Origin of the sequence: Comamonas sp. SCN 65-56, assembly GCF_001724135.1 — a bacterium.
Classification (GTDB): Bacteria; Pseudomonadota; Gammaproteobacteria; order Burkholderiales; family Burkholderiaceae_C; genus Comamonas_C.
In genome coordinates this window covers 1-26,835 of sequence record NZ_MEDS01000018.1, presented here as the reverse complement: position 1 = coordinate 26,835, position 26,835 = coordinate 1, and the positions used below count along the sequence as shown (strand labels likewise).

Genomic DNA, 26,835 nt, shown 5'->3' with positions numbered 1-26,835 from the left:
CCGGTTTTGAATGAAAAACCGGAATTGCGCTTTACCCATAAGCGCGCGCAGCTATCAAACATGCAGTTTTTGGCGCGGTCGATGGCCATCGCGCGGCGCACGGCCTGCGGCAGGCTGCCTGACACCCTATAGTCAGGGCATTGCATCTGCATTGGTGGCCCGTGAGGGCTGCACATTCACCTTATGACTGATTCCACTTCGCCCATTGCGACGCGCTTTGGCAGCGGGCGCGCCGTGCAGCGCGTCGAAGATGCGGCATTGCTGCAAGGTCGCGGCCACTATGTTGACGATCTTGAACGGCCGGGCGATGGCTGGGCGGTGTTCGTGCGCTCACCCCATGCGCATGCGCTCATTCGCAGCGTGGATGCCGCACAGGCGCGCGCCATGCCCGGTGTGCGCGGGGTTTTCAGCGGCGCGGATCTGAAAGCCGCGGGCGTGCCTGCGATGCAGATCGGAGCGCCATTTCAGCGTGCGGATGGCACGGCCTGTGCCACGCCGCAGCGCTATCCGCTGGCCGTGGATACGGTGCGCTTCGTCGGCGAGGCTTGGGCGGTGGTGGTGGCCGATACGCAGCAGCAGGCGCGCGACGCGGCAGAGGCCGTGTTGGTGGACTACGAGCCATTGCCCGCCGCGGCCACGCTGCAGCAGGCCCTGGGCGCAGCAGCGATGGTGACGCCGCAGGCGCCGGACAACATTGCCTGCGAGGCTCGCCATGGCGACGCGCAAGCCGCAGCTGCGGCATTTGCAAGCGCGGCGCATGTGGTCAATCTGGATCTGACGCACCAGCGCGTGGCCGCGCTGACGCTGGAGCCGCGCAGCGTGCGCGCCGCCTGGGATGCGACGGCGGCGCGGCTGGACATGCACATCTCCTCGCAGATGCCGACGGCGGTGCGCGCCAATGTGGCACGCACCCTCGGCCTGGCACCCGAGATGGTGCGCGTGCGCGTGGGCGACGTGGGCGGAGGCTTCGGGATGAAGACCGGCTCCTACCCCGAGGATGCGGTGATCGCCTGGGCGGCGCGCGCCACGGGTGGTGCGGTGCGCTGGGCGGCGGACCGCAGTGAGGAGTTCCTCTCATCCATGCACGGGCGCGATCTGCAGGCGCATGCCGAGCTGGCGCTGGATGCCGATGGCGCCATCCTCGCGCTGCGCGTGCATTCGCATGCCAATGTGGGTGCGTACGCGCTGACAACGGGTGTCGTCATCCAGTTGCTGATCGGCCCTTGGGTGCAGACCAGCGTCTATCACGTGCCGGTGATTGATTTTCACTTTCGTGCCGTACTGACCCACCAGGCACCCACCGGTGCCTATCGCGGCGCGGGTCGGCCCGAGGCGATCTTCAACATCGAACGTCTGATGGACGAGGCCGCGCGCCAGACGGGCATCGACCGGGTGCAACTGCGCCGGCGCAATTTCATCCGGCCGCAGCAGATGCCCTACACCAACCCCATGGGGCAGACCTACGATACCGGGCGCTTCGAGCATGTGCTGGACCAGGCGCTGCCGCTGGCCGACTGGGCGGGGTTCGAGGCGCGCGCGGAGCAGTCCAGGGCGCGTGGGTTGTGGCGCGGGCTGGGCATCGCCACGTTTCTGGAATGGACCGGGGGTAATGCGTTCGAGGAGCGCGTCACTGTCGACGTGCAGGCCGGCGGCGTGATCGAGGTGTATTCGGCCGTGAACCAGATGGGTCAGGGCATCGCCACCTCGCTGGCGCAGCTGGTGGTTGATGCGTTTGATGTTCCCATCGAGCAGGTGCGCGTGGTGCTGGGCGACACCGATCGCGGCAACGGCTTTGGCACGGCGGGCTCGCGCTCCCTGTTTACCGGTGGCTCAGCCATGCTCACGGGTGCACGCCGCACGGTGGACGAGGCCAGAAAACTCGCTGCCACGGAACTTGAAGTGTCGGAGGCCGATATCCGCTACGAGGCCGCGCGTTTCACCGTCGCCGGCACCGATCGTGGCATTGATCTGTTTGCACTGGCGGGCAAGCAGGCGGGCCGCCATATCTACGTCGAACACACCCACACCGTGGCCGGGCCGACCTGGCCCAACGGCGCCCATGTGAGCGAGGTGGAGATTGACCCGCAGACCGGCACGGTGGAGGTCGTTGCTTATACCGGCGTGAACGATATCGGCCGTGTGGTGAACCCCACCATCGTGCGCGGGCAGCTGGTGGGTGGCGCGGTGCAGGGCATAGGCCAGGCACTGATGGAGCGCCTGGTGTACGACGGCGAGACCGGGCAGCTGCTCACTGGCAGTCTGATGGATTACTGCGCGCCGCGTGCGCAGGACTTTGCCTGCGACTTCCACATGGAAATGGACGAGTCCACCCCCTGCGCCAACAACCTGCTGGGCGTCAAGGGCGTGGGCGAGCTGGGCACCATAGGCGCGACGCCTTGCGTGGTCAACGCGATCGCCGATGCGCTTGCGCGCAATGGCCGGGCGGATGCGGCGCCAAAGCTGCAGATGCCGCTCAGCGCCGCTCGGCTGTGGTCCTTGCTCCATGCCTGAACCAGCGCGCCTCATGGCCTTGGTGCCCTGCGCCGGCAGCGGTGCGCGCGCGGGCACGGAGCAACCCAAGCAGTACCAGTCAATCGCCGGGCGCATGCTGGTGCAGCACACGCTGGCGGCGCTCGCGGCGGTGGCGCGGATCAGCCGGGTGCTGGTGGTGCTGGCCCCGGGTGACGCGACGCTGGGCGCTCAGCCGGGCGTGGAAACGACGCATTGTGGCGGCGCCACCCGCGCCGAGAGTGTCTTCAACGGCTTGGCACATCTGCGCGCCAGCGGCGCCGCCGACACCGATTGGGTGCTGGTGCACGATGCGGCGCGTTGCCTGGTCACGCCCGCGCTGGTCGATGCACTGATCGATGATTGCCTTGCAAAGGGTGAAGGCGGGCTGCTGGCGCTGCCCTTGCCCGACACGCTCAAGCTGGCGCAGGGCGGGCGGGCGGTTCAGACCCTGGCGCGCGAGGGCAAATGGCTGGCGCAGACGCCACAGATGTTTCGGCTGGGTCCACTGCACGCTGCGCTGGGGGCCCATGCGGCGGCTGGTTTTGCAGGGATTACCGACGAAGCCAGTGCAATGGAGCTGGCCAGCTGCCAGCCACTGCTGGTGCGCGGCAGCGCCCTCAATCTGAAGGTGACCTACCCTGAGGATTTCGCCTTGGCGGAGAGCATTTTGAGGAGCCGTGCACCATGAGCGATGCGATGCGGATGCGCATAGGCGAAGGCTGGGACATTCATGCGCTGGTGCCCGGCCGGGCACTGGTGATCGGTGGTGTGCGCATCGAGCACGCGGCAGGGCTGCTCGGACATTCGGATGCCGATGTGTTGTTGCATGCCATCACCGATGCCCTGCTTGGCGCTGCGGCGCTGGGTGACATCGGCAGCCATTTCCCCGACACCGATGCGCGCTGGAAGGGCGTCGATTCGCGCGTGCTGCTGACTGCGGCGGCGCAGGCCGTGCGCGCCCAGGGCTGGCAGATCGCCAATGTCGACAGCACCGTGATCGCCCAGGCGCCGCGCCTTGCGCCGCATATCCCCGCGATGCGCGACTGCATCGCCCAAGCGCTGGGGCTGCAGATCGACTGCGTGAGCGTCAAGGCCAAGACCGCCGAGCGCCTGGGTCCGGTCGGGCAGGGCCTGGCGATGCAGGCGCGTGCGGTGGCGCTGCTGACCGCAGGCTGAACGCTGCCTGCTACATTCGCTTCCCCATGAAAACCCGTTTTGAAAATCGGCGCCTGGCGCTGTTGCTGCCCGTGTGTGCACTGGCGCTCGCTGCCTGCGCCCAGCCACCCATGTCTTCTTCCTCCAACCCGGCGGCTGCCAAGGAGCTCAAGGCCTTCCCGACCACGCTGGCGGGCCACCAGCGCCATGTCATCGAGCTGCCCCAACTGCCCGATGAAAATGACCACAAGCTGGAGCTCATCGCCGGCAAGACGATGCCGGTCGATTGCAACACCCGCGGCATGGATGGCCGGTTCGAGACGCGCGATGTGCAGGGCTGGGGCTATGCCTACTGGGTGTTCAGCAGTCAGGGGCGGGTGCTTTCGACCATGATGATGTGCCCGCCGAACAGCGCCAAGCCCGGCTTTGTGCAGGCCGAGCCGCTGCTCGTGCGCTACAACAGCAAGCTGCCGGTGGTGGTGTTCGTGCCCGACGGCTTTGAGCTGCGCTGGCGCGTCTGGCAGGCGGGCGCGGTGCAGGGCGTCATGCCGCGTTGAGTACCCCCATTTTCAGGAAACCGTGATGAAGCGCTTTTTGCAACTGATGGTGGCGGTCGTGATGACCAGCCTGCTGATGGGCTGTGGCTACAACGATTTTCAGCGCCTGGATGAGTCGACCAAATCCGCCTGGAGCGAAGTGGTCAACCAGTACCAGCGCCGCGCTGACCTGATCGACAACCTCGTCGCCACCGTCAAGGGCGAGGCGAATTTTGAGCAGGACACGCTCACCAAGGTGATAGCGGCGCGCGCCAAGGCGAGCAGCATTCAGGTCACGCCCGAGCTCTTGAACGACCCGCAGGCGTTTGCCAAGTACCAGGCGGCGCAGGGCGAACTCGGCAGCGCGCTCAGCCGCCTGATGGTGACGGTGGAGCGCTATCCGGACCTCAAGGCCAACAAGGCCTTTGCCGATCTGCGCGTGGCGCTGGAAGGCACGGAGAACCGCATCGCCGTCGCGCGCGGGCGCTATATCGAGGCAGTGAAGGCCTACAACGTGCTGGCGCGCGAGTTCCCGACCAACCTCACGGCCAAGGTCTTCGGCTACGCACCCAAGGAAAATTTCAGCGTTGCCAATGAAGCCGAAATCAGCAAGCCACCCAAGGTGGACTTCGGCACCGGGAAGAGCAAGTAAGCAAAATTTTGAGATAAAAAATGGCTCTGGCGCTTGTGCGCAAAGCGATTGCAGCTATCTTTTTGATGGTTGGATTGCTGGCGGGTGCTTGGGCGCAGGGCTTGCTGCCGGTACCCGAGCTCACTGGCCGTGTGATCGACCAGACGGCGACGCTGGATGCTGCGCAGCAGGGCGCTCTGGAAGAAAAGCTCGCGCAACTCGAACGCGACATGGGCTCGCAGGTGGTGGTGCTGATCGTGCCGACCACCGCGCCCGAGGACATCGCCGCCTATGCCAACCGCATCGGCAATGCCTGGAAGCTTGGCCGCAGCGATGTGGGCGATGGCCTGATCGTCGTCGTGGCCAAGGACGATCATCGCATGCGCATCGAAGTCGCCAAGGCGCTGGAAGGCGCGGTGCCCGACATCGCGGCCGGGCGCATCATCAGCGACGTGATGACCCCAGCGTTTCGCCGGGGTGATTTTGCCGGCGGGCTGGATGCCGCGGTCGACCAACTGGCCGCACGTATCCGCGGTGAGCCCCTGCCCGAAGTGAACGACGGCGGTCCGGGCACGACGCCCGATGACGTGTTCGACCTCATCATTCCGGCGCTCATCGCCATTCCGGTGCTGAGCCAGATCGCCAGCCTGATCCTGGGGCGCAAGCTCGCGGCGCTGGGGATAGGCACCGTGGTGGGGGCGCTGGCATGGGGAATCTGGGGCATGACGATGATCGTGGCGCTCGTCATCGGTCTGATGGCGATGGTCTACGCCCTGCTGGCCGCGATGATCGAACGCGGCGGCTCGGGCCGATCACGTGGTGGCGGCTTTGGCGGCAGCTCGGGCGGTTTCAGCTCCGGCGGTTTCAGCTCGGGTGGCGGTGGCGATTTTGGCGGCGGCGGCGCCAGCGGCAGTTGGTGACGGGGGCAGCAACGCATGTGGACCCATTTCAAACGCTGGCTGCGCCACGCCTGGCTTGACGAGGCCGATGCGCGGCGTGTCGTGCCGCCCGCCATGCGCCAGCGCCTGGCCGCGCGCGTGGCCGCCAGCGAGGCGCGCCACACCGGGCAGGTGCGACTGTGCGTCGAGGCCAGCCTGCCCGTGAGCTATTTGTGGCGCCACCTCTGGCATCGCCAGAGCCTGCCTCACGTGGTGCGCTCGCGTGCGCTGATGATGTTCTCCAAGCTGCGCATATGGGATACCGAGGGCAACAACGGCGTGCTCATCTACCTGTTGCTGGCCGAGCGCGCCATCGAAATCGTCGCCGACCGCGCGCTGGCCCGGCAAGTGCCTCAGCCCGAGTGGGATGCGATGCTCGCGCGCCTGAGCGGTGCGCTGCACGCGGACCGATTTGAAGACGGCCTGACGCAGGCGCTGGGGGAGGTCTCGGCGCTGCTGGTCGCGCACTTTCCGCGCGTGCCGGACGACGTGCTGCCGCCCGGCAATGAACTGGCTGACGAGCCGGTGGTTCAGTAACCCTCGAATTCCTCGGTACGGATGTTGTCTTCATCCGCCCCGGCCTCAAGCAGCAGGCCGCGCAATTCGCTGGCCGTGCTGATCGGTCCCGAGGCGTAGCAGATCGCATCGCCCAGCGCGTGGGTGTGCGATCGCAGCGTCTGCGCCGTCAGCGGCCCCTGTGCGTTGGTGAACACCGGCACGTAGGCGAAGTGCGGGTTGCGACGGCTGAGTTCCAGCAACTCCTCGTGATAGGCCGCCTGCGCCGGTGCGGGGTTGGCATAGATCAGCGTGATCGCGTGTTCGGCCTTCTCGTGCGTGGCCTGCGCGATGATGCCGCGCACCGGCGTGATGCCGATGCCGCGCGTGACGAACACCGCCGGCTGGCTGGCCTTCTTGTGCAGCACAAAATTGCCCCACAACGCCAGCAACTGAATCATGGTGCCATCGGGCACCTTGACCGCCGCCTGCTTGAACGCGCTGCTGGCGCGCATCAGCGTCGTCATGCGCAATGTGTCTTCAAACGGCGCGCTGACAAAGGAAAAGCCGTGCTTGTTGTGCTGCGCATCCAGCCCGGTGGAGGGCGGGAGCACGATGTCGCCAAACTGCCCGGCGCGGTACTCGAAGCCGGCGGGCTTTTCGATCGTGAACTCCATCGTGTGCTCGGCCACTTCGCGCTTGTGCAGCAGGCGCACGTCATACGTCGTTGTCATTTCGTTCCTCTTGTATGTCAGGCCGCGGCCTGCGCCGCAATGCGCCGCGCCAGTTGCAGCCGCGCTTCGTGCCGCGCCAGCCCGGTGACGAAGCGCTCCGGAATGCCGCTCAGGCCCACCATCGCGCCCACCAGCGCGCCCGTGAGAATGGCGCGCGCCTGGTTCTGACCGCCGCCGTTGACGGCATGCAGCACCGCGCTTTCAAAATCGTCGGCAAAGCGCGCCGCCAGGTGGTAGGCGGCAGGAAACTGGTGGTAAACCGCACACGGCATGCCGTAGACCTCGGACACTTTCCATGCCGGCTCGATGCGCACCGCCGGGTCGAGCGCGGCGGCGGCGATATGGCCCATGCCGATCAACGCGTCGGGCGAAGCAAACTGCCCTGTGTGGCGCGGTCGCTCCGGCCCGGGCGGCACCGAGTCTTCGCCGGCGTTGGTGACGCTGTGAAACGGCAGCGTACCCGCGCGCACGCGCGCCATCAGCTTGTCGGAGATGCGGCCGTCAAAGCGCTCGCCCTGCACCATAAGGCCCAGCGCCAGCGCGTAGGCGGTGGTCATCGCGCCGACCACGCCATCGGCCTGCGTGAGTGCGGTATTGCTGCTCACGTCGCGGGCCAGCGCGCCCAGGTCGCGCGCATCGCGCACGGCGATTGCCAAGACGCGCTCCGCCGCCTCGGTGGTATCGGCCCAGCCGCTGACCTGGCCCCAGGGCTTGCCGAGCGTGACGCGCAGCCGGTAAGTCTCGCGGATCGACTGGCTGGTGTAGCCGCCAGGCCCGTTGTTGGGCGTGCCGTCGATCAGCGGGAAGAAGTCGCGATCGAGTCGCTGGCAAAAGTCCTGCTCGTCGTAGCGGCCTTGTTCTGCCAGCGAACGCATGGTCAACTCCAGCAGCACACCGGCCTGCGATGAATCGCCGGCCCTGAGCCCGTCGTGATAGCGCCCCGGCTTGGGCGTGGTGTAGTCGCTGATCCACGGGCCGTAGGCGGCGCGCAGCTCGTCCAGGTTGTAGTACCAGTGCGGCCCGACGGCCAGCGCGTCGCCGATGAGGGCTCCCATCAATAGAGCTTGAGAGGCAATCCCCCATGCCCGCCCTGCACGCCAAAACACCACCACTCTTCGTTGCAAATACTCGCCATAGCCCGAGCTATGGCTGCGTTTTGCGCCTCGATTGGCAGCGTTTTGACGCACCTTTCGGACATGGGCAATTTCCTCTCAAGCTCTGAGTATTGGCTGCAGGATAGGGCGACAAGGCAATGCGCGCACTGGCGCACCTGCAAGACAGCACTCGCTGCGAGTGCTTGCGTGAAGGTCAGCGCACGCGCTTCCAGATCGTTGCCTGCGACAGCGTGTGCTGGAACTTGCGCCGGGTTTCGCGGATGACGAAGGGCACATCCCGCGGCTCGCCTTGCAGGACAAAGTGCGCGCCGAGCAAGGCCTTGAGCGCATCGAGCGTGCGCCAGCTCTCGCCGTCCTTCTTGTAGCCACCCAGCCATTTCTCGCGCGGCGTGTGCTCGGCGAGCCAGGTGTAGGGCGAGGTGATCATGAGGATGCCGCCGACGACCAGGCGCTCATGGATCACCTGCAGAAAGTGCGTCGGGTCGTAGAGCCGGTCGATCAGATTGGCCGCGAGGATCAGGTCGTAGCCGGAAAACTGCGGCTTGAGGTTGCAGGCGTCGCCTTGCCAGAACTGCACGCGGGCGGCGGTGTCTTCAAGGCTCAGGTCGGCAAGCCTGATTGCCTTGTATTCCACCAGCTCGCCTTCCTCCGTTGCGGTGTAGCGCACGGTGTCGCCGCGTGCCAGAGCCACACCCTGGTCGATGAAGCGGGCGGAAAAATCCATGCCCGTGACTTCGTCGAAATGCCGGGCCAGCTCGAAGGTGGCGCGCCCTACGGCGCAACCCAAGTCCAGGGCGCGGCGGTGCGCTCCCTGACCTGTGGCCTCGATGGCGATCTGCGCCAGTGCCTTGGGGAAATTGGGCACGCCCCAGTACTCGGCGCCAAAATGGAATTCCATGTACTGGGTCACCAGATCATCGGTTTCATACTGCGAGGCCAGCGGGACGACGGGCGCCTGCGCCACCACATAGCGAAAACCGGCGTGCTGGAAGAAGTGACGCCTGAAGGCGTAACGTGATTCGGGTTCGGCTTCGTTGCCAGCGGAGATCCAGGAGCCGCCCTTGATCAGGTTATGCCGGTCGTCAAACGTGGGCGTGGTGAAATCGTCGTAGATCGGGTGGGTCTTGAAGCCCTCGAAGGGGTAGGTTGGTGTTTCGGTCCACTGCCAGACGTTGCCGACGGCATCACAGAGCGGCCCATGCTCGAAACGGTCCACGGGGCACGAAGACGCCCAGTGCTCGAGGTAGAGGTTGGCATTCGCCGGTGGTGCCGGGGACAGCTCCCAACCGCTTGCCGACAGGATGCGATGCCATTCGTCTTCGGTGGGCAGGCGCACGCTCTGGCCGCTTTCGGCTGCCTTCCAGCGGCAAAAGGCGCGCGCCTCCAGGCAGTTGACTTCCACCGGCCAGTTCCACGGCATGGGGATTTCCTGCGCCAGCAGGCGCAGCCGCCACTGCGCACCCGCCTTCACCCAGAAGGTCGGCTGGCTGGCCTTGGCAAAGTCGCGCCAGCGCTGCCCTTCGTCGTCCCAGTACGCGTTGTTGGCGTAGCCACCCGCCTGCACGAAGGTCAGAAACTCGCCGTTGCTCACCAGCAGGCGGCTGGCCTGAAACGCCGGCACATCCACCTCGTGGTGGCCGTACTCGTTGTCCCAGCCATAGCGCGGGCTGTCCAACGGCTTGCCGAGCTGCACCTGCCCCTGGGCGATATCGATCAGCGTGTTGTGCGGCGCCTTCCCGGTATCGCTGCAGGCGGGCCAGTCGGGCTGCGCTTTCACCCAATCCAGGCGGTGCTGGCGCATCAGTACCGATGAGGTTTCAATGTGAATGCGTTCATGCTCCACCCCCATGACGATGGCCCACCAGGGATGGTCCCAGTTCACGGGGAGCGTGAGCGGCGCGTGGTCGATGAGGCCAAGCACCATCGCCCGTACCTTGTCGCGGTAGTCCTGCACCCGGGCGATGCTGGGCCAGTCGTAATGTGCGTCGTTCAGATCGTCCCAGCTCATCTCGTCCACGCCGACGGCGAAGACGGATTCGAGCTGCGGATCGATGCGCTCGCTGATCATGCGCGTGAGCAGCAGCTTGTTGGTGAAGAAGGTCGCCACATGACCGTAATAAAAAATCAGCGGATGGCGCAGCGTGATCGGCCGCTGGTACCACGCGTCTTCGCAGGCCAGCGTGCGAAAAAGCGATTCGGTGCAATCAAAAGTCTGGGTGAAATAGTGGCGCAGCCGCTGGCGGAAATCTTCAGGGCTGTCGGCCCGCAGGTCAAAGCGCCGGGCCAGGGAAAAGGGGCTTTGCGGCGTAGTGAGCAGGGCTGGGTCGATTCGGTTCATGGGTATGCATGCAGGGGTGGCGCGAGCCAAAAAGGTTAACACCAACGCCCGCTGGATGCCCGAGGCCGGTTATTCGCTCCCATTCGCCCGCGGCCCGCGGCGCATCAACGCTGCTTGATCCCGAAGGCCCCCAGCATTTGCTCGGTCTGCTTGTTCATCTGCTCCTGCATGTGCTGAAACACCGTCTGCGACTGTTCCACGTAGCTGCCCATCAGACTCTGCATCATCGGCGACTGCAGATTCATGAAGTGGCTCCACATCTCGGGTGTGATGGTCTTGGTCTGTTCGGCGAGCTTGGCCTGGACCTCGGTGAACATCTGCACGTTCTTTTCCAGGTAGGCGCCCATGAAGCCCTGCATCGCATGGCCATAGAAGCGGATGATATTGGCGAGTGCCGCTTCGCTGAACATCGGGGCGCCGCCGGCTTCTTCCTCCAGAATGATCTGCAGCAGGATGGAACGCGTGAGGTCCTCGCCCGATTTGGCGTCGCGCACCGCGACCTGCGTACCGTCAATCACCAGCTGACGTACTTCGGCCAGCGTGATGTAGGTGGACGTGGATGTGTCGTAGAGCCGCCGGTTCGGGTATTTTTTGATGATCCGCGGCGCGGCTTTGGATTCTTGGGGGGCGGTATGGTCTGGCACCGTTTGTCTCCTTGATGCAATGGCCTGCGGAGGCGGGCTGTATTGCAGTGCAGCAGATTTTAAGGGCGAGCCCCGTGTATCGCGTTTTACTGCCATCCCCGGCGGAGACTGTAAAACCCCCTCCGGGTTTGGAGTTGGGACAATGGTTGGAACAACGGTAGGTTTCGAAGGGGCGATGAAGAAAGGACTTAGCCCCTTTCGAAGCCAAGTCCTTGATTTAAATGGTCGGCGTGGCGGGATTCGAACTCGCGACCCCTTGCACCCCATGCAAGTGCGCTACCAGGCTGCGCTACACGCCGAAGAGTGGGATTGTAGCGTGACTGTCACTGCTCCAGCAGCAATCTGCGGATTTCTTCGAGCTCCATGCGCATCTGCTCCGGCGTTAGTGGCGGCAGGGCAGAAGCAACCGCTTCGGGCGTCGCGCAAGCCTGGGTTGACGTGGAACCATGGGCCAGCTCTTGCAGCCGATTGCGCGCGCCGCTGATGGTGAAACCCTGCTCGTACAGCAAATCGCGGATACGCCGGATCATCAGCACCTCGTGATGCTGGTAGTAGCGCCGGTTGCCGCGGCGTTTCATGGGGCGCAGCTGTGAAAACTCCTGCTCCCAATAGCGCAGCACATGGGCTTTGACGTTGCATAGCTCGGCCACTTCGCCAATGGTGAAATAGCGTTTGGCAGGGATCGCGGGCAGCACGGAGCTCATGTCGGTCAGATCAAAGAATGCGCCACAAACTGCGTAGGGTACTGCAGACCGTCATCGATGGGCAGTGCCGGGATGAGACGCTGCCTTACTCCTGCAGCTGCTCCTTGAGTTTGTTGCTTGCGTGAAACGTCACCACGCGCCGCGCTTCGATGGGGATCACTTCGCCGGTACGCGGATTGCGCCCCGGACGCGGAGCCTTGGTGCGTATCTGGAAGTTGCCGAAGTTGGACAGCTTGATGTCTTCGCCGCGTGCCAGGCTTTCGACGATCAGGTCGAAAAACGCGTCTACCATGTCCTTGGCTTCGCGCTTGTTCAGGCCGATCTGCTCGAAGAGCAATTCCGCCAGCTGCGCTTTCGTGAGCGCCGGTGTCTCCAGGCTCTCGACGGCGAGTTCAATCTCGAACGGTGCGGCGGGTTGGTTCATCGCAGTCGGGCTCCCGTTTGTTGTGCCAGCGCCTGCACTACCTGCTGGACGGCGGCGTCGATGTCGGTGTCGGTCAGGGTTGCATTGCCACTTTCCAGCGTCAGGCGGATGGCCAAACTTTTCTCGCCACTTGCAAGGCTGCCGGAGGAGGCGCCTGCCTGTGGGCGAAAGACATCGAACAACACGCAGGAACGCAGCAGATCGGCAGCGAGCGCGCCTTGCGCTGCCTGCAGGACTTGCTGGTGGGTGATGCTCTCGGCCACGACGATGGCAATGTCGCGTTCCACATGCTGCAGTCGCGCGACCGATGCGAAGGCGGGCACCTTGCGCTGCAGCACGGCGTTGAAGTCGAGCTCGAACAACATCGGGGCCTGGGCCAGGCTCCACGATTGGCGCCAGCGCGGATGCAACTCGCCGACGTGGCCAATGACCTTGCCGTCCAGCCGTACGCAGGCGCAGCGCCCGGGGTGCATCGCCGAGTGTTCGGTGGCTTCAAAGCTGGGCTTCAGAGGCGACAGCAGTGCCTCCACATCGCCTTTGGCATCGTAAAAATCCACCGCGCGCTCTTTCGTTCCCCACTGAAGCGCGCTGGCGCTGCCGTAGGCCAGTGCGGCGATATGCACAGGCTGGGCGTAGCCTTGCACGGTGGCGTCGGTATCTTTCACCCGGGCATCGCGCCGGTACACGCGGCCGACTTCAAACAGGCGCACGCGTGCCGCCTTGCGGTCCAGGTTGAACTTGAGTGCCTGCAGCAGCGAACCGAGCAGCGTGGAGCGCATCACGCTCATCTGGCTGGCGATGGGGTTGAGCAGACGGATCGGCGCGTCGTTGCCTGCGAGCTCGTGCTCCCAGCGTTCTTCGACGAAGCTGAAATTGATGGTTTCCTGGTAGTCCAGTGCCGCCATTTCGCGGCGCACCACATAGCGGCCACGCTGGCTTTCGGCCTGCAGCCGTGGCGCGATGCGGCCCAGGGGGGCGTCGGCAGGCAGGTTCTGGTAGCCGATGATGCGGGCAACCTCTTCGATGAGGTCTTCCTCCATGCGCAGATCAAACCGATAGCTTGGTGGCACCACCTTCACGGCGCCGTCTTCCTGGGTGACTGCCAGATCCAGGCGCTTGAGCGCGTCGGCGCACTGCGGCTGGGTCAGTGGCATGCCAATCACCTTGGCGGCGCGCGCCACGCGCAGGCGCACCGGCGTGGGCTGGGGCATGGCGGGCTGGTCATCCACGATGGGGCCGCAGGTGGTCTCCGGTGTGCCGCAAATTTGCAGGACGAGCGCGGTGATGTGCTCGATATGCTCCACGGTCAGCGCGGGGTCAACGCCACGTTCGAAGCGGTGTCCCGCATCGGTCGAGAAATTGAAGCGGCGCGAGCGCCCGGCAATGGCGTCGGGCCACCAAAAGGCAGCCTCGATGAAAACATGCCGCGTGTCGTCGCTCACTGCGGTGGTGTCGCCGCCCATGATGCCGGCGAGCGACTCCAGCCCGTTGCGGTCGGCAATCACGCCTACTTTTTCATCTACGGTGACGGTGTTGCCGTTGAGCAGCTTGAGTTGCTCTCCTGCTTTGCCCCAGCGCACCGTGAGGCCTCCTGCGATCTTTTCGAGATCGAAGATGTGCGAGGGGCGCCCCAGCTCGAACATCACGTAGTTGGAGATGTCCACCAGTGGCGAGACGCTGCGCTGGCCGCAGCGCGCCAGGCGCTCGACCATCCACCGCGGCGTTTGCGCGCGCGGGTTGATGTGGCGCACCACGCGGCCGGAGAAGCGGCCGCAGAGGTCGGCAGCCTCAATCGTGACGGCAAGGCGATCGGCGTTGGTGGGCGCGATCGTTGGCAGTGGCGGCGCCTTGAGCGGCGCGCCGGTCAGCGCCGCCACTTCGCGCGCGACGCCATGCACGCTCAGGGCATGGCCGAGGTTGGGCGTGAGCTTCAGCGTGAACAGGGTGTCGTCGAGCTGGAGGTATGCGCGGATGTCCTGACCCAGCGGCGCGTCGGCAGGTAGTTCCAGCAAGCCGGCATGGTCTTCCGAGAGCTTGAGCTCACGCGCCGAGCACAGCATGCCGTGGCTCTCCACGCCACGCAGCTTGCCTGTCTTGATGTGAAACGGCTTGCCGTCGTCGCCCGGCGGCAGCTCGGCGCCAACCAGCGCGCAGGGCACGCGGATGCCCGCGCGCGCGTTGGGCGCGCCGCAGACGATGCTGAGCAACTGCGCGGCGCCCACGTCCACCTGGCACACGCGCAGGCGGTCGGCGTTGGGGTGTGGTTGCGCATCCTTGATCTCGCCCACGACGATCCCGGAAAAGGGCGGGGCAACCGGCCGGGTGTCTTCCACTTCGAGGCCGGCCATGGTCAGCAGATCGGCCAGCGCCTGCGTGTCCAGCGGCGGGTTGCAGAATTCACGTAGCCACGATTCAGGAAATTGCATGGGGTTTTCTCGGGAATGCTCTTGTTTGAGTAGCTTTTCGCGCTTGCTGTGAAACGCTTTCAATAACAAAACGGTTTTATATCCATGCCAGACAGGCGCTGACAGCTCTCTTTTTACTGAAATTGCGACAGAAAGCGGATATCGCCATCAAAGAACAGCCGCAGGTCATTCACGCCGTAACGCAGCATGGTCAGGCGGTCCGGGCCCATGCCGAAGGCGAAACCGATGTAGCGCTCGGGATCGAGCCCCATGTGGCGTACCACGTTGGGATGCACCTGGCCCGAGCCGGCCACTTCCAGCCACTTGCCGGCCAGCGGCCCCGAGGGGAACTGGATGTCGATCTCGGCGCTTGGCTCAGTGAAGGGGAAGAAGCTGGGGCGAAAGCGCAGCACTAGATCGTCGTTCTCAAAGAACGTGCGGCAAAAACCCGTGAAAATGGTTTTGAGGTCACTGAAGCTCACGTTCTCGCCCAGCCACAGGCCTTCGCATTGGTGAAACATCGGCGAATGCGTGGCGTCCGAATCGACGCGGTAGGTGCGCCCGGGCGCAATCACGCGGATGTCGGGCATGGGGCCACTGTAGAGCTGCCCCGAGCGCGGATCAAAGCCGTTGCCGTATTTGCGCACGTGGGCGTGGGCATAGCGCACCTGCATCGGGCTGGTGTGCGGGCGCAGGTTCAGCGGCAGGCCGTCGCTGCCGTTGCCGTCGATGTAGAAGGTGTCCTGCATCGAGCGCGCCGGGTGGTTGGGCGGGTTGTTGAGCGAGGTGAAGCTGAACCAGTCGGTCTCGATCTCCGGGCCGTCGGCCACGTCGAACCCCATGGAGCCGAAGATGCCCTCGATGCGCTCCATGGTGAGTGTCACCGGGTGCAGGCCGCCGTGCCCGCGCTGACGCCCTGGCAGCGTCACGTCCAGCGCCTCGGCCTTGAGATGGGCTTCAAGCTCGGCATCCTGCAGCGTCTGGCGGCGTGCGTTCAAGGCAGCCTCTATGGCCTGTTTGGCGGTGTTGATGGCGGCGCCGCGTGTGCGTTTTTCCTCGGGCGATAGCTGTGCCATCCCCTTCATCAGCTCGGTCAGTCGACCGGACTTGCCGATGAATTGCGCCTTGGCGTTCTCCAGATCGTGGGGCGCACTGGCGGCGGCAAATTGCGTGCGGGCGCTTTCAACCAGGGTATCCAAATCGTTCATGACAACTTCGCAAATAAAAACGAGGGCCAGTGCCTTTGCAAGCTCTGGCCCTCGTGGGGAGTGCGCGAATTGCTACGTTTGAAATAGCAATTGCGTGCCGACTCAGGCTGCCAGCTTGGCCTTGACCTGCTCCACGATGCCGCTGAACGCAGCTTCGTCGTGCACTGCGAGGTCGGCCAGCATCTTGCGGTCGATCTCGATCATGGCCTTCTTCAGTCCGTTGGTGAACTGGCTGTAGGTCAACCCTTGCACACGCACGGCCGCATTGATGCGGGTGATCCACAGACGGCGGAACACGCGCTTCTTGTTGCGGCGGTCACGGTAGGCGTATTGGCCCGCCTTCATCACCGCCTGTTTGGCGATGCGAAAGACGTTGCCGCGACGACCGCGAAAACCCTTGGCAAGGGCGAGAACCTTTTTATGGCGGGCGCGAGCCGTAACACCACGTTTGACGCGAGGCATGTGTTTTCTCCTTGTTCGTCAGTGAATTACAGACATCTTGGCGATGGAGCCCATGTCACCGTCATGCACCCCGACCATGCCACGCAACTGGCGCTTGTTCTTGGTGCTCTTCTTGGTCAGGATGTGGCGCTTGAACGCCTGGCCCCGCTTCACGGTGCCACCCGGACGAACGCGGAAACGCTTTTTCGCGCCGCTCTTGGTCTTCATTTTGGGCATTTGCATGCTCCTCTTCATTTGTGCTCGTGAGGCGTGTGCACAACCTTGTGCACCCTTGCAGGCCCCGAGCCACTTTTGACGATCAGGCCTTGCGGCGCTGCTCGTGCGGCAGTGCGTTCACCGCACTGCCTGTTGGCGTGGCAGCAGGCTGCCGCACCACATTCAATTCCATTGCCAACTTTATGCGGCAGCCGTCGTGCTGCTGGCAGTCAGTGCCTTTACCGGGGCGGCGGGTTTTTTGCGCGCCGGGGCGATCATCATGATCATCTGACGGCCTTCAAGCTTGGGAAACTGCTCGACCAGGATGGTGTCGGCCAGCTCATCGCGGATGCGATTGAGCAGGGCCAGCCCCAGGTTCTGGTGCGTGATCTCGCGGCCGCGAAAACGCAGCGTGACCTTGACCTTGTCGCCATCGGCCAGAAAGCGGCGGATGTTGCGCAGCTTGATGTTGTAGTCGCCATCGTCCGTGCCAGGGCGGAATTTCACTTCCTTGATGTCGATGACGGTCTGCTTGGCTTTGGCCTCCGCCGCCTTCTTCTGTTCCTGGTACTTGAACTTGCCGTAATCCATCAGGCGGCAGACCGGCGGATTGGCGGTGGCGGCAATCTCCACCAGATCCACGTCCAGGTCGCCGGCCATGCGCAGGGCTTCCTGCAGGCTCACGATGCCTATGGCTTCGTTGTCCGGCCCCGAGAGGCGAACCTCGGGAGCCATGATTTCACGGTTGAGCCTGTGCTTGCGTTCCTCGCGGTGACGGCGATCACGGTATTCAGTAGCGATGGTTTTCACCTCTGTTCAGTTGACTACGAAAAGCGTAGCCGCTTGCGCACTGCTGGCGCGCGTCAAAGCATGATTCGGCTATGAAATTCAGGCCTTGGCGGCGATGTCCCGTGCGATTCGTTCGACGAAAGCGTCGAGAGACATCACGCCCAGATCGACATTGCCCCGGGCGCGCACTGCAACTGCACCTGCCGCCTTTTCCTTGTCGCCAGCGACGAGGATGTAGGGCGGCTTTTGCAGCGCAAACTCGCGTATTTTATACGTAATCTTTTGGTTACCCAGGCCGGTCACTACCCTAAGGCCTTGATTCGGCAACGCTTTTTGCAGCTTTGCGGCAATTTCGCGACAGTAGTCGGCTTGCGCGTCGGTGATGTTGAGCACTGCCACCTGTACCGGCGCCAGCCACACGGGCAGTGCGCCCGCGTGCTGCTCGATCAGGATGCCGATGAAGCGCTCCAGCGAACCGACGATGGCGCGGTGCAGCATCACCGGGCGATGGCGCGCACCGTCCTCCCCGACGTATTCGGCGTCCAGCCGTTCAGGCATGGAAAAATCCACCTGGATCGTGCCGCACTGCCACTGGCGCCCGATCGCGTCCTTGAGCGTGTATTCGATCTTCGGGCCGTAAAACGCCCCTTCGCCGGGTGAGAGCTCATAGCCGCAACCCGAGGCCTTCAGGCTTTCGATCAGCGCCGCCTCGGCCTTGTCCCAGACCTCGTCAGAGCCGATGCGCGCCTCGGGGCGCGTCGCGATCTTGTAGATGATGTCCTTGAAGCCGAAATCGGCGTAGACCTTTTGCAGCACGCGCGTGAATGCCAGCACCTCGTCCTGGATCTGATCTTCGGTGCAGAAGATGTGGCCATCGTCCTGCGTGAAGGCGCGCACGCGCATGATGCCGTGCAGCCCGCCTGTCGGCTCGTTTCTGTGACAAGCGCCGAATTCGCCATAGCGCAGTGGCAGGTCGCGGTAGCTTTTCACGCCCTGCTTGAAGATCAGGATGTGGCCCGGGCAGTTCATCGGTTTCAAGGCGTAGTCGCGCTTTTCTGACTCCGTCGTGAACATGTTTTCGCGGTATTTTTCCCAGTGGCCGGTTTTCTCCCACAGGCCCTTGTCCAGAATTTGTGGGCCCTTGACCTCCTGGTAGCCGTTGTCGCGGTAGACGCGCCGCATGTACTGCTCGACTTCTTGCCAGATCGCCCAGCCGCGCGGATGCCAGAACACCGTGCCGGGTGAGTGCTCGTCGATGTGAAACAGATCGAGCTCACGCCCCAAGCGGCGGTGGTCGCGTTTTTCGGCTTCCTCCAGCATGGTCAGGTACTGCTGCAAGTCTTCCTTGCTGGCCCAGGCCGTGCCGTAGATGCGCTGCAGCATCTCGTTGCGGTGATCGCCCCGCCAATAGGCGCCAGCCACCTTCATCAGCTTGAAGAATTTCAGCTTGCCCGTCGAGGGCACGTGCGGGCCGCGGCACAGGTCTTCGAAGCCGCCCTCGCGGTACAGGCTCACATCCTGATCCTGCGGGATGCTGGCGATGATTTCGGCCTTGTAGTGCTCGCCCAGGCCCTTGAAGTACTCAACGGCCGCATCGCGCGGCAGCACGCGGCGCACCACCGGTTCGTCCTTGGCGGCGAGTTCGGTCATGCGCTTTTCGATCGCCGCGAGGTCTTCGGGCGTGAACGGGCGCTTGTACGAAAAGTCGTAATAAAAGCCGTTTTCGATCACCGGGCCTATCGTCACCTGCGCGTCGGGGAACAATTCTTTCACTGCATAGGCCAGCAGGTGGGCGGCAGAGTGGCGGATCACCTCCAGCCCCTCGGCGTCCTTGGCCGTGAGGATGGCCAGGCGGCTGTCTTGCGCGATGGAGTACGCGGTATCGACAACCTTGTCGTTCACCTTGCCCGCGATCGCGGCCTTGGCCAGGCCCGTGCCGATCGAAGCGGCCACTTCGGCGACGGTGACCGGGCCGGGGAATTCGCGTAGTGAACCGTCGGGAAGCGTGATGGCGATCATGAGAAATCTTTCGTGGCGTTATGGTGCGATGGGCGCGCTTGAAAAGAAAAAAGCGCGAACCTGGTGTCCGCGCTTTTCGTGTGGGAGAGAGATTTCGGGCAGGCGCGAACGATGACCGTCAAGGACGGGTGGTGGTCTCCGTGCTAGTTCGCGGTGTCATAACCGACATTGCCTTTCTCGCCCTTGTAATCCGTAAAGAGCCCAATTCTACCGGTGTCACGAATTTACGCCACGCAATCGGCGTAATAGCGCATCGTTCCTTCGGCATCCTCCATCTCGACCAGGCCGTGAATATCGGTCTCAAAGCCCGGACACAAGCGTGAAAACTCGCGCGCGAATTTGAGGTAATCCACGATTTTTCGGTTGAACACTTCGCCCGGAATCAAGAGCGGAATGCCGGGCGGGTAGGGGGTGATCAGGCTTGTCGTCACGCGCCCTTCCAGGTGATCGATCTCCACACGCTCTGTCTTGCGCGCCGCGATGTGCGCGAACGCGTCGCTGGGCTTCATCGCGGGCGTGAGCGGCGAGAGGTACATCTCGGTCGTCAGCCGCGCCACGTTGTAGCGGGCGTAGAGCTCGTGCACGTGCTGGCACAGGTCTTTGAGGCCCATGTGCTCGTAGCGTTTGTGCTGCTGGCAGAACTCCGGCAGGATGCGCCACATCGGGTGGTTTTTCTCGTAATCGTCCTTGAACTGCTGCAGCGCGGTGAGCATCGTGTTCCAGCGGCCCTTGGTGATGCCGATGGTGAACATGATGAAGAAGCTGTAGAGCCCGGTTTTCTCGACCACCACGCCATGCTCGGCGAGGTACTTGGTGACGATGCTCGCGGGAATGCCGACCTTGTGGAATTTTCCGTCCAGGTCAAGCCCCGGCGTGACGATGGTCGACTTGATCGGGTCGAGCATGTTGAAGCCGTCTGCCAGATCACCGAAGCCGTGCCAGCGGTGCCCGTTCTTGCGGCCCTTGCCGTCGCTGCGGATGATCCAGTCCTCCGCGCGCCCCACGCCTTCTTCGGCAATTTTCTCCGGCCCCCAGACCTTGAACCACCAGTCGCCCTTGCCGAACTCCTGCTCCACCTTGCGCATCGCGCGGCGAAAGTTCAGCGCCTCCAGGATGGACTCCTCCACCAGTGCGGTGCCGCCCGGGGGCTCCATCATCGCCGCTGCCACGTCACAGCTGGCGATGATGCTGTACTGCGGGCTGGTTGAGGTGTGCATCAGATAGGCCTCGTTGAAGAGGTGCCGATCGAGCTTGGCCGTCTGGCTGTCTTGCACCAGCACGTGGCTCGCCTGGCTGATGCCCGCGAGCAGTTTGTGTATGGACTGCGTGGAATACACCACGGATTTTTTCGGCCGTGCGCGCTTCTTGCCCATCGCGTGGTAGGAGCCATAAAACGGATGAAACGCGGCGTGCGGCAGCCATGCTTCATCGAAGTGCAGGTTGTCCACGTAGCCGTCGAGCATCTGCTTGATGGTCTCGGTGTTGTAGAGCACGCCGTCGTAGGTGGATTGCGTGAGCGTCAGCACGCGCGGTTTCACCTTTTTCGCGTCCACGCCCTTGAGCAGCGGGTTGGCGCGAATCTTGGCCTGGATGGTGGCGGGCTCGAATTCGCTTTGCGGAATCGGGCCGATGATGCCGAAGTGGTTGCGCGTGGGCTTCAAAAACACCGGCACAGCGCCCGTCATGATGATGGCGTGCAGGATGGATTTGTGACAGTTGCGATCCACGACGACCACATCGCCCGGGGCCACGGTGTGGTGCCAGACGATCTTGTTGCTGGTGGACGTGCCGTTGGTCACGAAAAAGCAATGGTCGGCATTGAAGATGCGCGCCGCATTGCGCTCGCTCTCGCCGATCGCGCCGTTGTGATCAAGCAATTGCCCCAGTTCTTCCACCGCGTTGCACACGTCGGCGCGCAGCATGTTCTCGCCGTAGAACTGGTGGTACATCTGCCCGATCGGGCTCTTCAAAAACGCGACGCCACCCGAATGCCCTGGGCAGTGCCATGAATACGAGCCATCCTCGGCGTAGTCGAGCAGCGCCTTGAAAAACGGTGGCTGGATGGTTTCCAGATAGCTCTTGGCCTCGCGAATGATGTGGCGCGCCACGAACTCCGGCGTGTCCTCGAACATGTGGATGAAGCCGTGCAGCTCGCGCAGGATGTCGTTGGGCAGGTGGCGGCTGGTCTTGGTCTCGCCGTAGATGTAGATCGGCACATCCGGGTTTTTGCGCCGAACTTCCTCGATGAAGGCACGCAGGCTGTGAATGATTGGATCCTGCCCCGCGCCCAGCGTGAACTCCTCGTCGTCGATCGACAGAATGAAGGCGCTGGCGCGGCTTTGCTGCTGCGCGAACTGGGTCAGATCGCCGTAGCTGGTGACGCCGAGCACCTCGAAGCCTTCTTCCTCAATGGCCTGCGCGAGCGCGCGTATGCCCAGTCCCGAGGTGTTGTCGGAACGGTAATCTTCGTCGATGATGACAATCGGAAAACGAAATTTCATGCGCTGCCTCCGGCAAGCTCGGGACCACAAAACGGCGCGAAGTGTATGAAAAATCGGCCGGCCTCGAAGATCGTCGGCTGTTTGACCCACAATCGAGTGGCGCAAACAACATTGCACGTCGAGCAATGAAAGGGAGTGTCCAATGGATTTGGGTGCATCCACCTTGTGGTGGCTGGTGACGGCAGTGGCAGTGGTAATTGAACTGCTCAGCGGAACGTTTTATCTGTTGATGCTGGCCATCGGCCTTGCGGCGGGAGCCATCGCCGCCCACCTTGGCCTGTCCGGCGTCACGCAGATCGTGGCCTGTGCCATCGTGGGCGCGGGCGCGGTGTTCGCGGCATACTGGGTCAAGCGCCGCCGCCCGGGAGATCCACCTGCGCGCGCCGATCGCAGCGTCAATCTGGATGTGGGAGAAACCGTTCAGGTGAACGAATGGGCCGCGGACGGAACGGCCGTGGTGAAATACCGCGGCGCCAACTGGACGGCAATACACCGCGACGGCGCCGTTCCCGTGACGGGCCCGCACAGGGTTGTGGAGCTGGTGGGCAGCCGTCTGCTGCTGGAGTCGCTCACTGCTTGAGTGAATGCAACAAGGGAAGAGAGGAGCCAATCATGTACGTCGCCATCGCCATTTTTGTCATTGCCGTCATCTTCATCGTCCGCGCCGTCAAGATCGTGCCGCAGCAGAACGCGTGGGTCATAGAACGACTGGGGAAGTACGCTGGTACGCTCGCCCCCGGGCCAAAGTTCATCATTCCTTTCGTCGACAGGGTGGCCTACAAGCACAGCCTCAAGGAGATACCGCTGGATGTGCCCAGCCAGGTCTGCATCACGCGCGACAACACCCAGCTGCAGGTCGATGGAGTGTTGTACTTCCAGGTGACCGACCCTATGCGTGCGAGCTATGGATCGAGCAATTACGTCGTGGCCATCACCCAGCTTGCGCAGACCACATTGCGCAGCGTGATCGGCAAGCTGGAACTGGACAAAACCTTTGAGGAGCGCGACATCATCAACGGGCAGGTGGTGGCGGCGATCGACGAGGCAGCGCTCAATTGGGGCGTGAAAGTGCTGCGCTATGAAATCAAGGACCTCACGCCGCCGGCGGAGATCCTGCGGGCCATGCAGGCCCAGATTACCGCCGAGCGCGAAAAGCGCGCGGTGATTGCCACGTCCGAAGGCAAGCGCCAGGAGGAAATCAATCTGGCGGATGGACAGAAACAGGCGGCCATCGCCAAATCCGAAGGCGAAAAGCAGTCGCAGATCAACAATGCCGAGGGGGAGGCCGCGGCCATCATGGCCGTCGCCACTGCTACGGCCGAAGCGATCGGGCAAGTGGCGGCAGCCATTCGCCAGCCGGGCGGAGAGCAGGCGGTGCAGCTCAAGGTGGCTGAGAAGGCGGTGGATGCCTATGGCCGTCTTGCCTCGGACGCCACGACGACGCTGGTCGTGCCCAGCACCATGACCGAGGTCTCTGCCTTGATCACGTCAGCCATGAAGATGATCCAGACCGGGCAGCACCCGGGCGGGGCCTGACACCATGCGCACCAGAGGTGACTAACTGCGCGTTGCTGCGTTCAGGCCGATGTTTCTGACTATTCCAACGCTCCTGACGTGGGCGCGTATCGTCGCAATCCCCTTGATCGTCGGGGTGTTCTACATGCCGTTGAGCGGTGCCGAACGCAACCTCGCGGCAACGGTGCTGTTCGTGGTGTTTGCAGCAACCGACTGGCTTGACGGTTATCTGGCGCGCAAACTCAACCAGTCTTCCGCCTTTGGCGCATTTCTGGACCCGGTGGCCGACAAATTCCTGGTCAGCGCGTCGCTGCTGGTGTTGGTGCACCTGGGGCGTGTGGATGTGTTTGTCGCGCTGATCATCATTGGTCGGGAGATTGCCATCAGTGCACTGCGCGAGTGGATGGCCCATATCGGCGCCAGCAGCAGCGTGGCGGTGCACATGCTGGGCAAGCTCAAGACCACCGTGCAGATGCTGGCGATTCCTTTGCTGTTGTACGACGGGCGTTTTTTTGAGGTGTTCGATACAGGTGTCTGGGGTACGTGGCTGATCTGGCTCGCGGCGGTACTGACCGTGTGGTCGATGGTCTACTACCTGCAGCGCGCGCTGCCGGAAATCCGCGCGCGCACGCGATGAAGCCGGTGTCGCGCAGGTATGCGGAACGGGAAAAAATGCGACTAGAATTCGCGCGGCCGTGCATCGGGATGGGACGGATTGACACCTGAAATCACCGCGGCTTTAATGGAGCGGCTGCAATGCGCAGTTGCCCTTGCGCCGTGCAAATGCCGCGAGCAGTTCGCGGCAAATTGCAGCCACTGTACAGAACACGACATTTCATTTCTTCTATCCATGAGAGGCACCTTGTGAACAAGACCGAACTGATCGAGCACATTGCAAACCACGCTGACATTTCCAAGGCTGCCGCCACGCGGGCGCTGGAGTCGACGATTGACGCAGTCAAGAAGACGCTAAAAAAAGGCGGTACGGTCTCGCTCGTCGGTTTTGGCACCTTTGCCGTGGGCAAGCGTGCGGCACGCACCGGTCGCAACCCACGCACGGGTGCAACGATTAAAATCAAGGCCGCGAAAGTGCCGAAGTTCCGTCCCGGCAAGGCGTTGAAGGATGCTTTGAATTGATGGACGATTGAGAAAGGGTGCTTAGCTCAGTTGGTAGAGCGGCGCCTTTACACGGCGTAGGTCGGCGGTTCGAGACCGTCAGCACCCACCATTCACAACCCGAAGGCGAACACCTTGTTCGCCTTTTGTTTTGTTGCCGTTAAGAGACCAGTTCATGTTTGAATCCATCCGCAAGCACTCCAAGATCGTCATGGGGGTGCTGTTTCTGCTGATCATTCCTTCCTTTGTGCTCTTTGGCATTGACGGCAACTACTTTTCCGAGAAAAGCCCGACGGTTGCGAGCGTGGATGGGAAGGCCATCACACAGACCGATTGGGACAACGCCCATAGGGAACAAGCCGATCGCTTGCGCGCCCAGCAGCCAGGCGTGGACAGCAAGCTGCTTGATTCGCCGCAGGCACGCTATGCCATGCTTGAGCGCCTGGTGCGCGACCGCGTACTCGCTACTGCGGCGCGCCAACTGCATCTGACGGTGAGCGACGCCCAGCTGGCACGCGAGCTGCAAGGCATTCCGGTGATTGCACAGCTGCGCAAGCCCGATGGCAGCCTGGACACGCAGGCCTATCGCGCCCTGGTGGGTGCACAGGGCCTGACTCCAGAAGGCTTTGAAGCGCAGATGCGCAACGATCTGGCCGTGGCCCAGGTGATGGGCGGCGTGGCTTCCACCGCCTTTGCCACGCCGGCCGAAAGCAGCCTGGGCATGGATGCCTTGCTGCAGCGTCGTGAGATTCAGGTGGCCCGTTTTGATGCGGCCAGCTATGCATCCAAAGTCACCGTCAATGAGGCAGACCTGCAGACGTTCTACAACGACCATCCGACGCTTTTCCGACAGGCAGAAGAGGCGACTGTCGAGTATGTGGTGCTGGATATTGACGCCATCAAGGATGGGTTGACCGTCAGCGAGGACGACCTGCGCACCTACTACAAGGAGAACCAGAATCGTCTGGGCACCAAGGAGGAGCGACGTGCAAGTCATATCCTGATCAACGCACCCAAGGATGCGCCTGCCGCTGAGCGCGAAAAGGCCAGGAAGAAGGCCGAGGAACTGCTGGCGCAGGTGCGCAAGGACCCGGCCAGCTTTGCCGAGGTGGCGAAGAAAAGTTCGCAGGATCCGGGCTCGGCCGCGCAAGGCGGGGATTTGGGGTTTTTTACCCGCGATGCCATGGTCAAGCCATTTGAAGAGGCCGTGTTCTCGATGAAGAAAGGCGATATCAGCGACGTGGTTGAAACCGATTTCGGCTACCACATCATCATGCTGACCGACATCAAGCCTTCCAAGATTCCAAGCTTTGATGAGGTGCGTCCCAAACTGGAAGCGGAGCTGCGTCAGCAGCAGGCGCAGCGCAAGTTTGCCGAAGTGGCTGAAACCTTCTCCAACATCGTGTACGAGCAGCCCGACAGCCTGCAGCCGGTGGCCGACAAACTCAAGCTCAAGATTCAGGCCGCCACTGGCGTCACGCGTACACCCGCTGTGGATGCCAAAGGTGTGCTGGCAAATCCACGCTTTCTGGATGCACTTTTCACACCCGAATCGCTGCAGGCCAAGCGCAACACCGAAGCCGTTGAAGTGGGGAGCAATGAGATTGCCGCCGGGCGAATCACCGCTTACCAACCGGCGGAAACCTTGCCGTTCGACAAGGCCAGGGATCGTGTGCGCAGTGCCTATGTGGCGCAGAAATCGGCCGAGATGGCTCAGGCGGATGGTGTCGCCAAGCTGGCTGCCTGGCAGCAAGCGCCAACCAGCGCTACCGGTCTTGCACCCGCCGTCACAGTTTCAAGAGATCAGCCGCAGCAGCAGCCGCAGCGTTTGCTGGATGCTGTCCTGCGCGCCCCGGCGGACAAACTCCCGGCCTGGGTTGGGGTTGATCTCGGAGCGCAGGGCTACGCCGTCGTGAAGCTGGAGCGCATCGTGCCCCGCGAGGCTGAAGGCGAAGCCCAGCAAAAGGCGCTGCAGCAGCAGTACTCCCAAGCATGGACCCAAGCCGAAGCCCTTGCATACTATGATCTGCTCAAGCAACGCTACAAGGCGCAGATCAAGGTGCCGCGGCCGTCTGTCAATCCATCCGAACAGGAGTAACGCTGCGTTTTTCGCCAGCAATTGCCAGATATAATCGGCGGCTACGGTGGCTGTAGCTCAGTTGGTAGAGTCCAGGATTGTGATTCCTGTTGTCGTGGGTTCGAGCCCCATCAGCCACCCCAAGCAAACAAAGGAAACCCTGCTATCTAAACGGTAGCGGGGTTTTTTCTTTACCGGCTCATGTAGCCACCATGTAGCCAGCAGTACAGGGTTTTGCACCATGTAGCCAGCGTGTAGCCACCCAGCCCCAGCAACAAAAAAGCCCCACGGTGGGGGCTTCGGTTAGCTTTTTTCTGGACGGT

25 protein-coding genes and 3 tRNA genes are annotated in these 26,835 nt (G+C 63.1%); 14 read left to right on the top strand and 14 right to left on the bottom strand.

Going from position 1 to position 26,835, the window contains the following annotated elements:
- Window positions 1–183 precede the first annotated feature (183 nt).
- From ABS45_RS10860 to ABS45_RS10830, 7 genes are read left to right on the top strand one after another with little or no spacing between them, the layout of a single operon-like run.
- Window positions 184–2,511 (top strand): xanthine dehydrogenase family protein molybdopterin-binding subunit, encoded by a 2,328-nt coding sequence (locus ABS45_RS10860; protein ID WP_291555552.1) that lies wholly within the window; start codon window positions 184–186, stop codon window positions 2,509–2,511.
- The gene (gene ispD / locus ABS45_RS10855) at window positions 2,504–3,199 is read left to right on the top strand and encodes a 2-C-methyl-D-erythritol 4-phosphate cytidylyltransferase (RefSeq protein ID WP_291555551.1); all 696 of its coding nucleotides are present in this window, start codon (window positions 2,504–2,506) and stop codon (window positions 3,197–3,199) included. Before ABS45_RS10860 ends, ispD begins: the two co-directional genes overlap by 8 nt.
- A gap of 8 nt (window positions 3,200–3,207) precedes the next feature.
- Window positions 3,208–3,687, top strand: coding sequence for a 2-C-methyl-D-erythritol 2,4-cyclodiphosphate synthase (gene ispF / locus ABS45_RS10850; RefSeq protein ID WP_291555612.1), 480 nt, complete (start codon window positions 3,208–3,210; stop codon window positions 3,685–3,687).
- A 26-nt stretch (window positions 3,688–3,713) separates the two neighbouring features.
- Window positions 3,714–4,223 (top strand): ecotin family protein, encoded by a 510-nt coding sequence (locus tag ABS45_RS10845; protein ID WP_291555550.1) that lies wholly within the window; start codon window positions 3,714–3,716, stop codon window positions 4,221–4,223.
- A 25-nt stretch (window positions 4,224–4,248) separates the two neighbouring features.
- Entirely contained in the window at window positions 4,249–4,854 is a 606-nt protein-coding gene (locus ABS45_RS10840) for a LemA family protein (RefSeq protein ID WP_291555549.1), read from the top strand.
- A gap of 20 nt (window positions 4,855–4,874) precedes the next feature.
- Window positions 4,875–5,753: a TPM domain-containing protein gene (locus ABS45_RS10835; protein ID WP_291555548.1), complete on the top strand. Its 879-nt coding sequence runs from the start codon at window positions 4,875–4,877 to the stop codon at window positions 5,751–5,753.
- A gap of 15 nt (window positions 5,754–5,768) precedes the next feature.
- Window positions 5,769–6,308, top strand: a complete 540-nt coding sequence (locus ABS45_RS10830; protein WP_291555547.1) for a TPM domain-containing protein — start codon at window positions 5,769–5,771, stop codon at window positions 6,306–6,308.
- Here ABS45_RS10830 and ABS45_RS10825 read toward each other — a convergent pair.
- From ABS45_RS10825 to ABS45_RS10760, 14 genes are all read right to left on the bottom strand, one after another.
- The gene (locus tag ABS45_RS10825) at window positions 6,302–7,000 is read right to left on the bottom strand and encodes an FAD-dependent oxidoreductase (RefSeq protein ID WP_291555546.1); all 699 of its coding nucleotides are present in this window, start codon (window positions 6,998–7,000) and stop codon (window positions 6,302–6,304) included. The two genes, ABS45_RS10830 and ABS45_RS10825, sit on opposite strands and share 7 nt — an antisense overlap.
- A 17-nt stretch (window positions 7,001–7,017) precedes the next feature.
- The gene (locus ABS45_RS10820) at window positions 7,018–8,055 is read right to left on the bottom strand and encodes an ADP-ribosylglycohydrolase family protein (protein WP_291555545.1); all 1,038 of its coding nucleotides are present in this window, start codon (window positions 8,053–8,055) and stop codon (window positions 7,018–7,020) included.
- Between the two features lie 253 nt (window positions 8,056–8,308).
- Window positions 8,309–10,453, bottom strand: coding sequence for a 5-histidylcysteine sulfoxide synthase (gene ovoA / locus ABS45_RS10815; RefSeq protein WP_291555544.1), 2,145 nt, complete (start codon window positions 10,451–10,453; stop codon window positions 8,309–8,311).
- A 104-nt stretch (window positions 10,454–10,557) separates the two neighbouring features.
- The gene (gene phaR / locus ABS45_RS10810) at window positions 10,558–11,097 is read right to left on the bottom strand and encodes a polyhydroxyalkanoate synthesis repressor PhaR (RefSeq protein WP_291555543.1); all 540 of its coding nucleotides are present in this window, start codon (window positions 11,095–11,097) and stop codon (window positions 10,558–10,560) included.
- Window positions 11,098–11,319: 222 nt separating this feature from the next.
- Window positions 11,320–11,396, bottom strand: a tRNA-Pro gene (locus ABS45_RS10805).
- Window positions 11,397–11,420: 24 nt separating this feature from the next.
- Window positions 11,421–11,801, bottom strand: coding sequence for a MerR family transcriptional regulator (locus ABS45_RS10800; RefSeq protein ID WP_291555542.1), 381 nt, complete (start codon window positions 11,799–11,801; stop codon window positions 11,421–11,423).
- An 85-nt stretch (window positions 11,802–11,886) separates the two neighbouring features.
- Window positions 11,887–12,225 carry an integration host factor subunit alpha gene (locus ABS45_RS10795; protein ID WP_291555541.1) on the bottom strand — a complete coding sequence of 113 codons (339 nt, stop codon included), beginning with the start codon at window positions 12,223–12,225 and terminating at the stop codon, window positions 11,887–11,889.
- Window positions 12,222–14,651, bottom strand: coding sequence for a phenylalanine--tRNA ligase subunit beta (pheT, locus tag ABS45_RS10790; protein WP_291555540.1), 2,430 nt, complete (start codon window positions 14,649–14,651; stop codon window positions 12,222–12,224). The genes ABS45_RS10795 and pheT overlap by 4 nt, the downstream gene beginning before the upstream one ends.
- Before the next feature lie 113 nt (window positions 14,652–14,764).
- Window positions 14,765–15,838 (bottom strand): phenylalanine--tRNA ligase subunit alpha, encoded by a 1,074-nt coding sequence (pheS, locus tag ABS45_RS10785; RefSeq protein ID WP_291555539.1) that lies wholly within the window; start codon window positions 15,836–15,838, stop codon window positions 14,765–14,767.
- Between the two features lie 102 nt (window positions 15,839–15,940).
- Window positions 15,941–16,300, bottom strand: coding sequence for a 50S ribosomal protein L20 (rplT, locus tag ABS45_RS10780; protein ID WP_291555538.1), 360 nt, complete (start codon window positions 16,298–16,300; stop codon window positions 15,941–15,943).
- Between the two features lie 18 nt (window positions 16,301–16,318).
- On the bottom strand, window positions 16,319–16,516 hold the full coding sequence (rpmI, locus tag ABS45_RS10775; RefSeq protein WP_291555611.1) for a 50S ribosomal protein L35: 198 nt from the start codon (window positions 16,514–16,516) through the stop codon (window positions 16,319–16,321).
- A 180-nt stretch (window positions 16,517–16,696) separates the two neighbouring features.
- Window positions 16,697–17,305, bottom strand: a complete 609-nt coding sequence (gene infC / locus ABS45_RS10770) for a translation initiation factor IF-3 (RefSeq protein ID WP_291555537.1) — start codon at window positions 17,303–17,305, stop codon at window positions 16,697–16,699.
- A gap of 78 nt (window positions 17,306–17,383) precedes the next feature.
- On the bottom strand, window positions 17,384–19,303 hold the full coding sequence (gene thrS / locus ABS45_RS10765) for a threonine--tRNA ligase (protein ID WP_291555536.1): 1,920 nt from the start codon (window positions 19,301–19,303) through the stop codon (window positions 17,384–17,386).
- Between the two features lie 224 nt (window positions 19,304–19,527).
- Window positions 19,528–21,804 carry an arginine/lysine/ornithine decarboxylase gene (locus ABS45_RS10760; protein ID WP_291555535.1) on the bottom strand — a complete coding sequence of 759 codons (2,277 nt, stop codon included), beginning with the start codon at window positions 21,802–21,804 and terminating at the stop codon, window positions 19,528–19,530.
- A 142-nt stretch (window positions 21,805–21,946) separates the two neighbouring features.
- On the opposite strand from ABS45_RS10760, the gene ABS45_RS10755 reads away from it, so the two are divergent.
- The 7 genes from ABS45_RS10755 to ABS45_RS10725 all read left to right on the top strand — a co-directional run bounded on the left by ABS45_RS10755 (window position 21,947) and on the right by ABS45_RS10725 (window position 26,655).
- Window positions 21,947–22,384: an NfeD family protein gene (locus tag ABS45_RS10755; protein WP_291555534.1), complete on the top strand. Its 438-nt coding sequence runs from the start codon at window positions 21,947–21,949 to the stop codon at window positions 22,382–22,384.
- A gap of 32 nt (window positions 22,385–22,416) precedes the next feature.
- Window positions 22,417–23,340 carry a stomatin-like protein gene (locus ABS45_RS10750; protein ID WP_291555533.1) on the top strand — a complete coding sequence of 308 codons (924 nt, stop codon included), beginning with the start codon at window positions 22,417–22,419 and terminating at the stop codon, window positions 23,338–23,340.
- Window positions 23,341–23,389: 49 nt separating this feature from the next.
- The gene (gene pgsA / locus ABS45_RS10745) at window positions 23,390–23,956 is read left to right on the top strand and encodes a CDP-diacylglycerol--glycerol-3-phosphate 3-phosphatidyltransferase (RefSeq protein ID WP_291555532.1); all 567 of its coding nucleotides are present in this window, start codon (window positions 23,390–23,392) and stop codon (window positions 23,954–23,956) included.
- 146 nt (window positions 23,957–24,102) lie between these two features.
- Entirely contained in the window at window positions 24,103–24,456 is a 354-nt protein-coding gene (locus ABS45_RS10740; RefSeq protein ID WP_291555610.1) for an HU family DNA-binding protein, read from the top strand.
- 15 nt (window positions 24,457–24,471) lie between these two features.
- A tRNA-Val gene (locus tag ABS45_RS10735) sits at window positions 24,472–24,547 on the top strand.
- A gap of 63 nt (window positions 24,548–24,610) precedes the next feature.
- Window positions 24,611–26,533 (top strand): SurA N-terminal domain-containing protein, encoded by a 1,923-nt coding sequence (locus ABS45_RS10730; protein WP_291555531.1) that lies wholly within the window; start codon window positions 24,611–24,613, stop codon window positions 26,531–26,533.
- A 46-nt stretch (window positions 26,534–26,579) separates the two neighbouring features.
- Window positions 26,580–26,655, top strand: a tRNA-His gene (locus ABS45_RS10725).
- Window positions 26,656–26,835 lie beyond the last annotated feature (180 nt).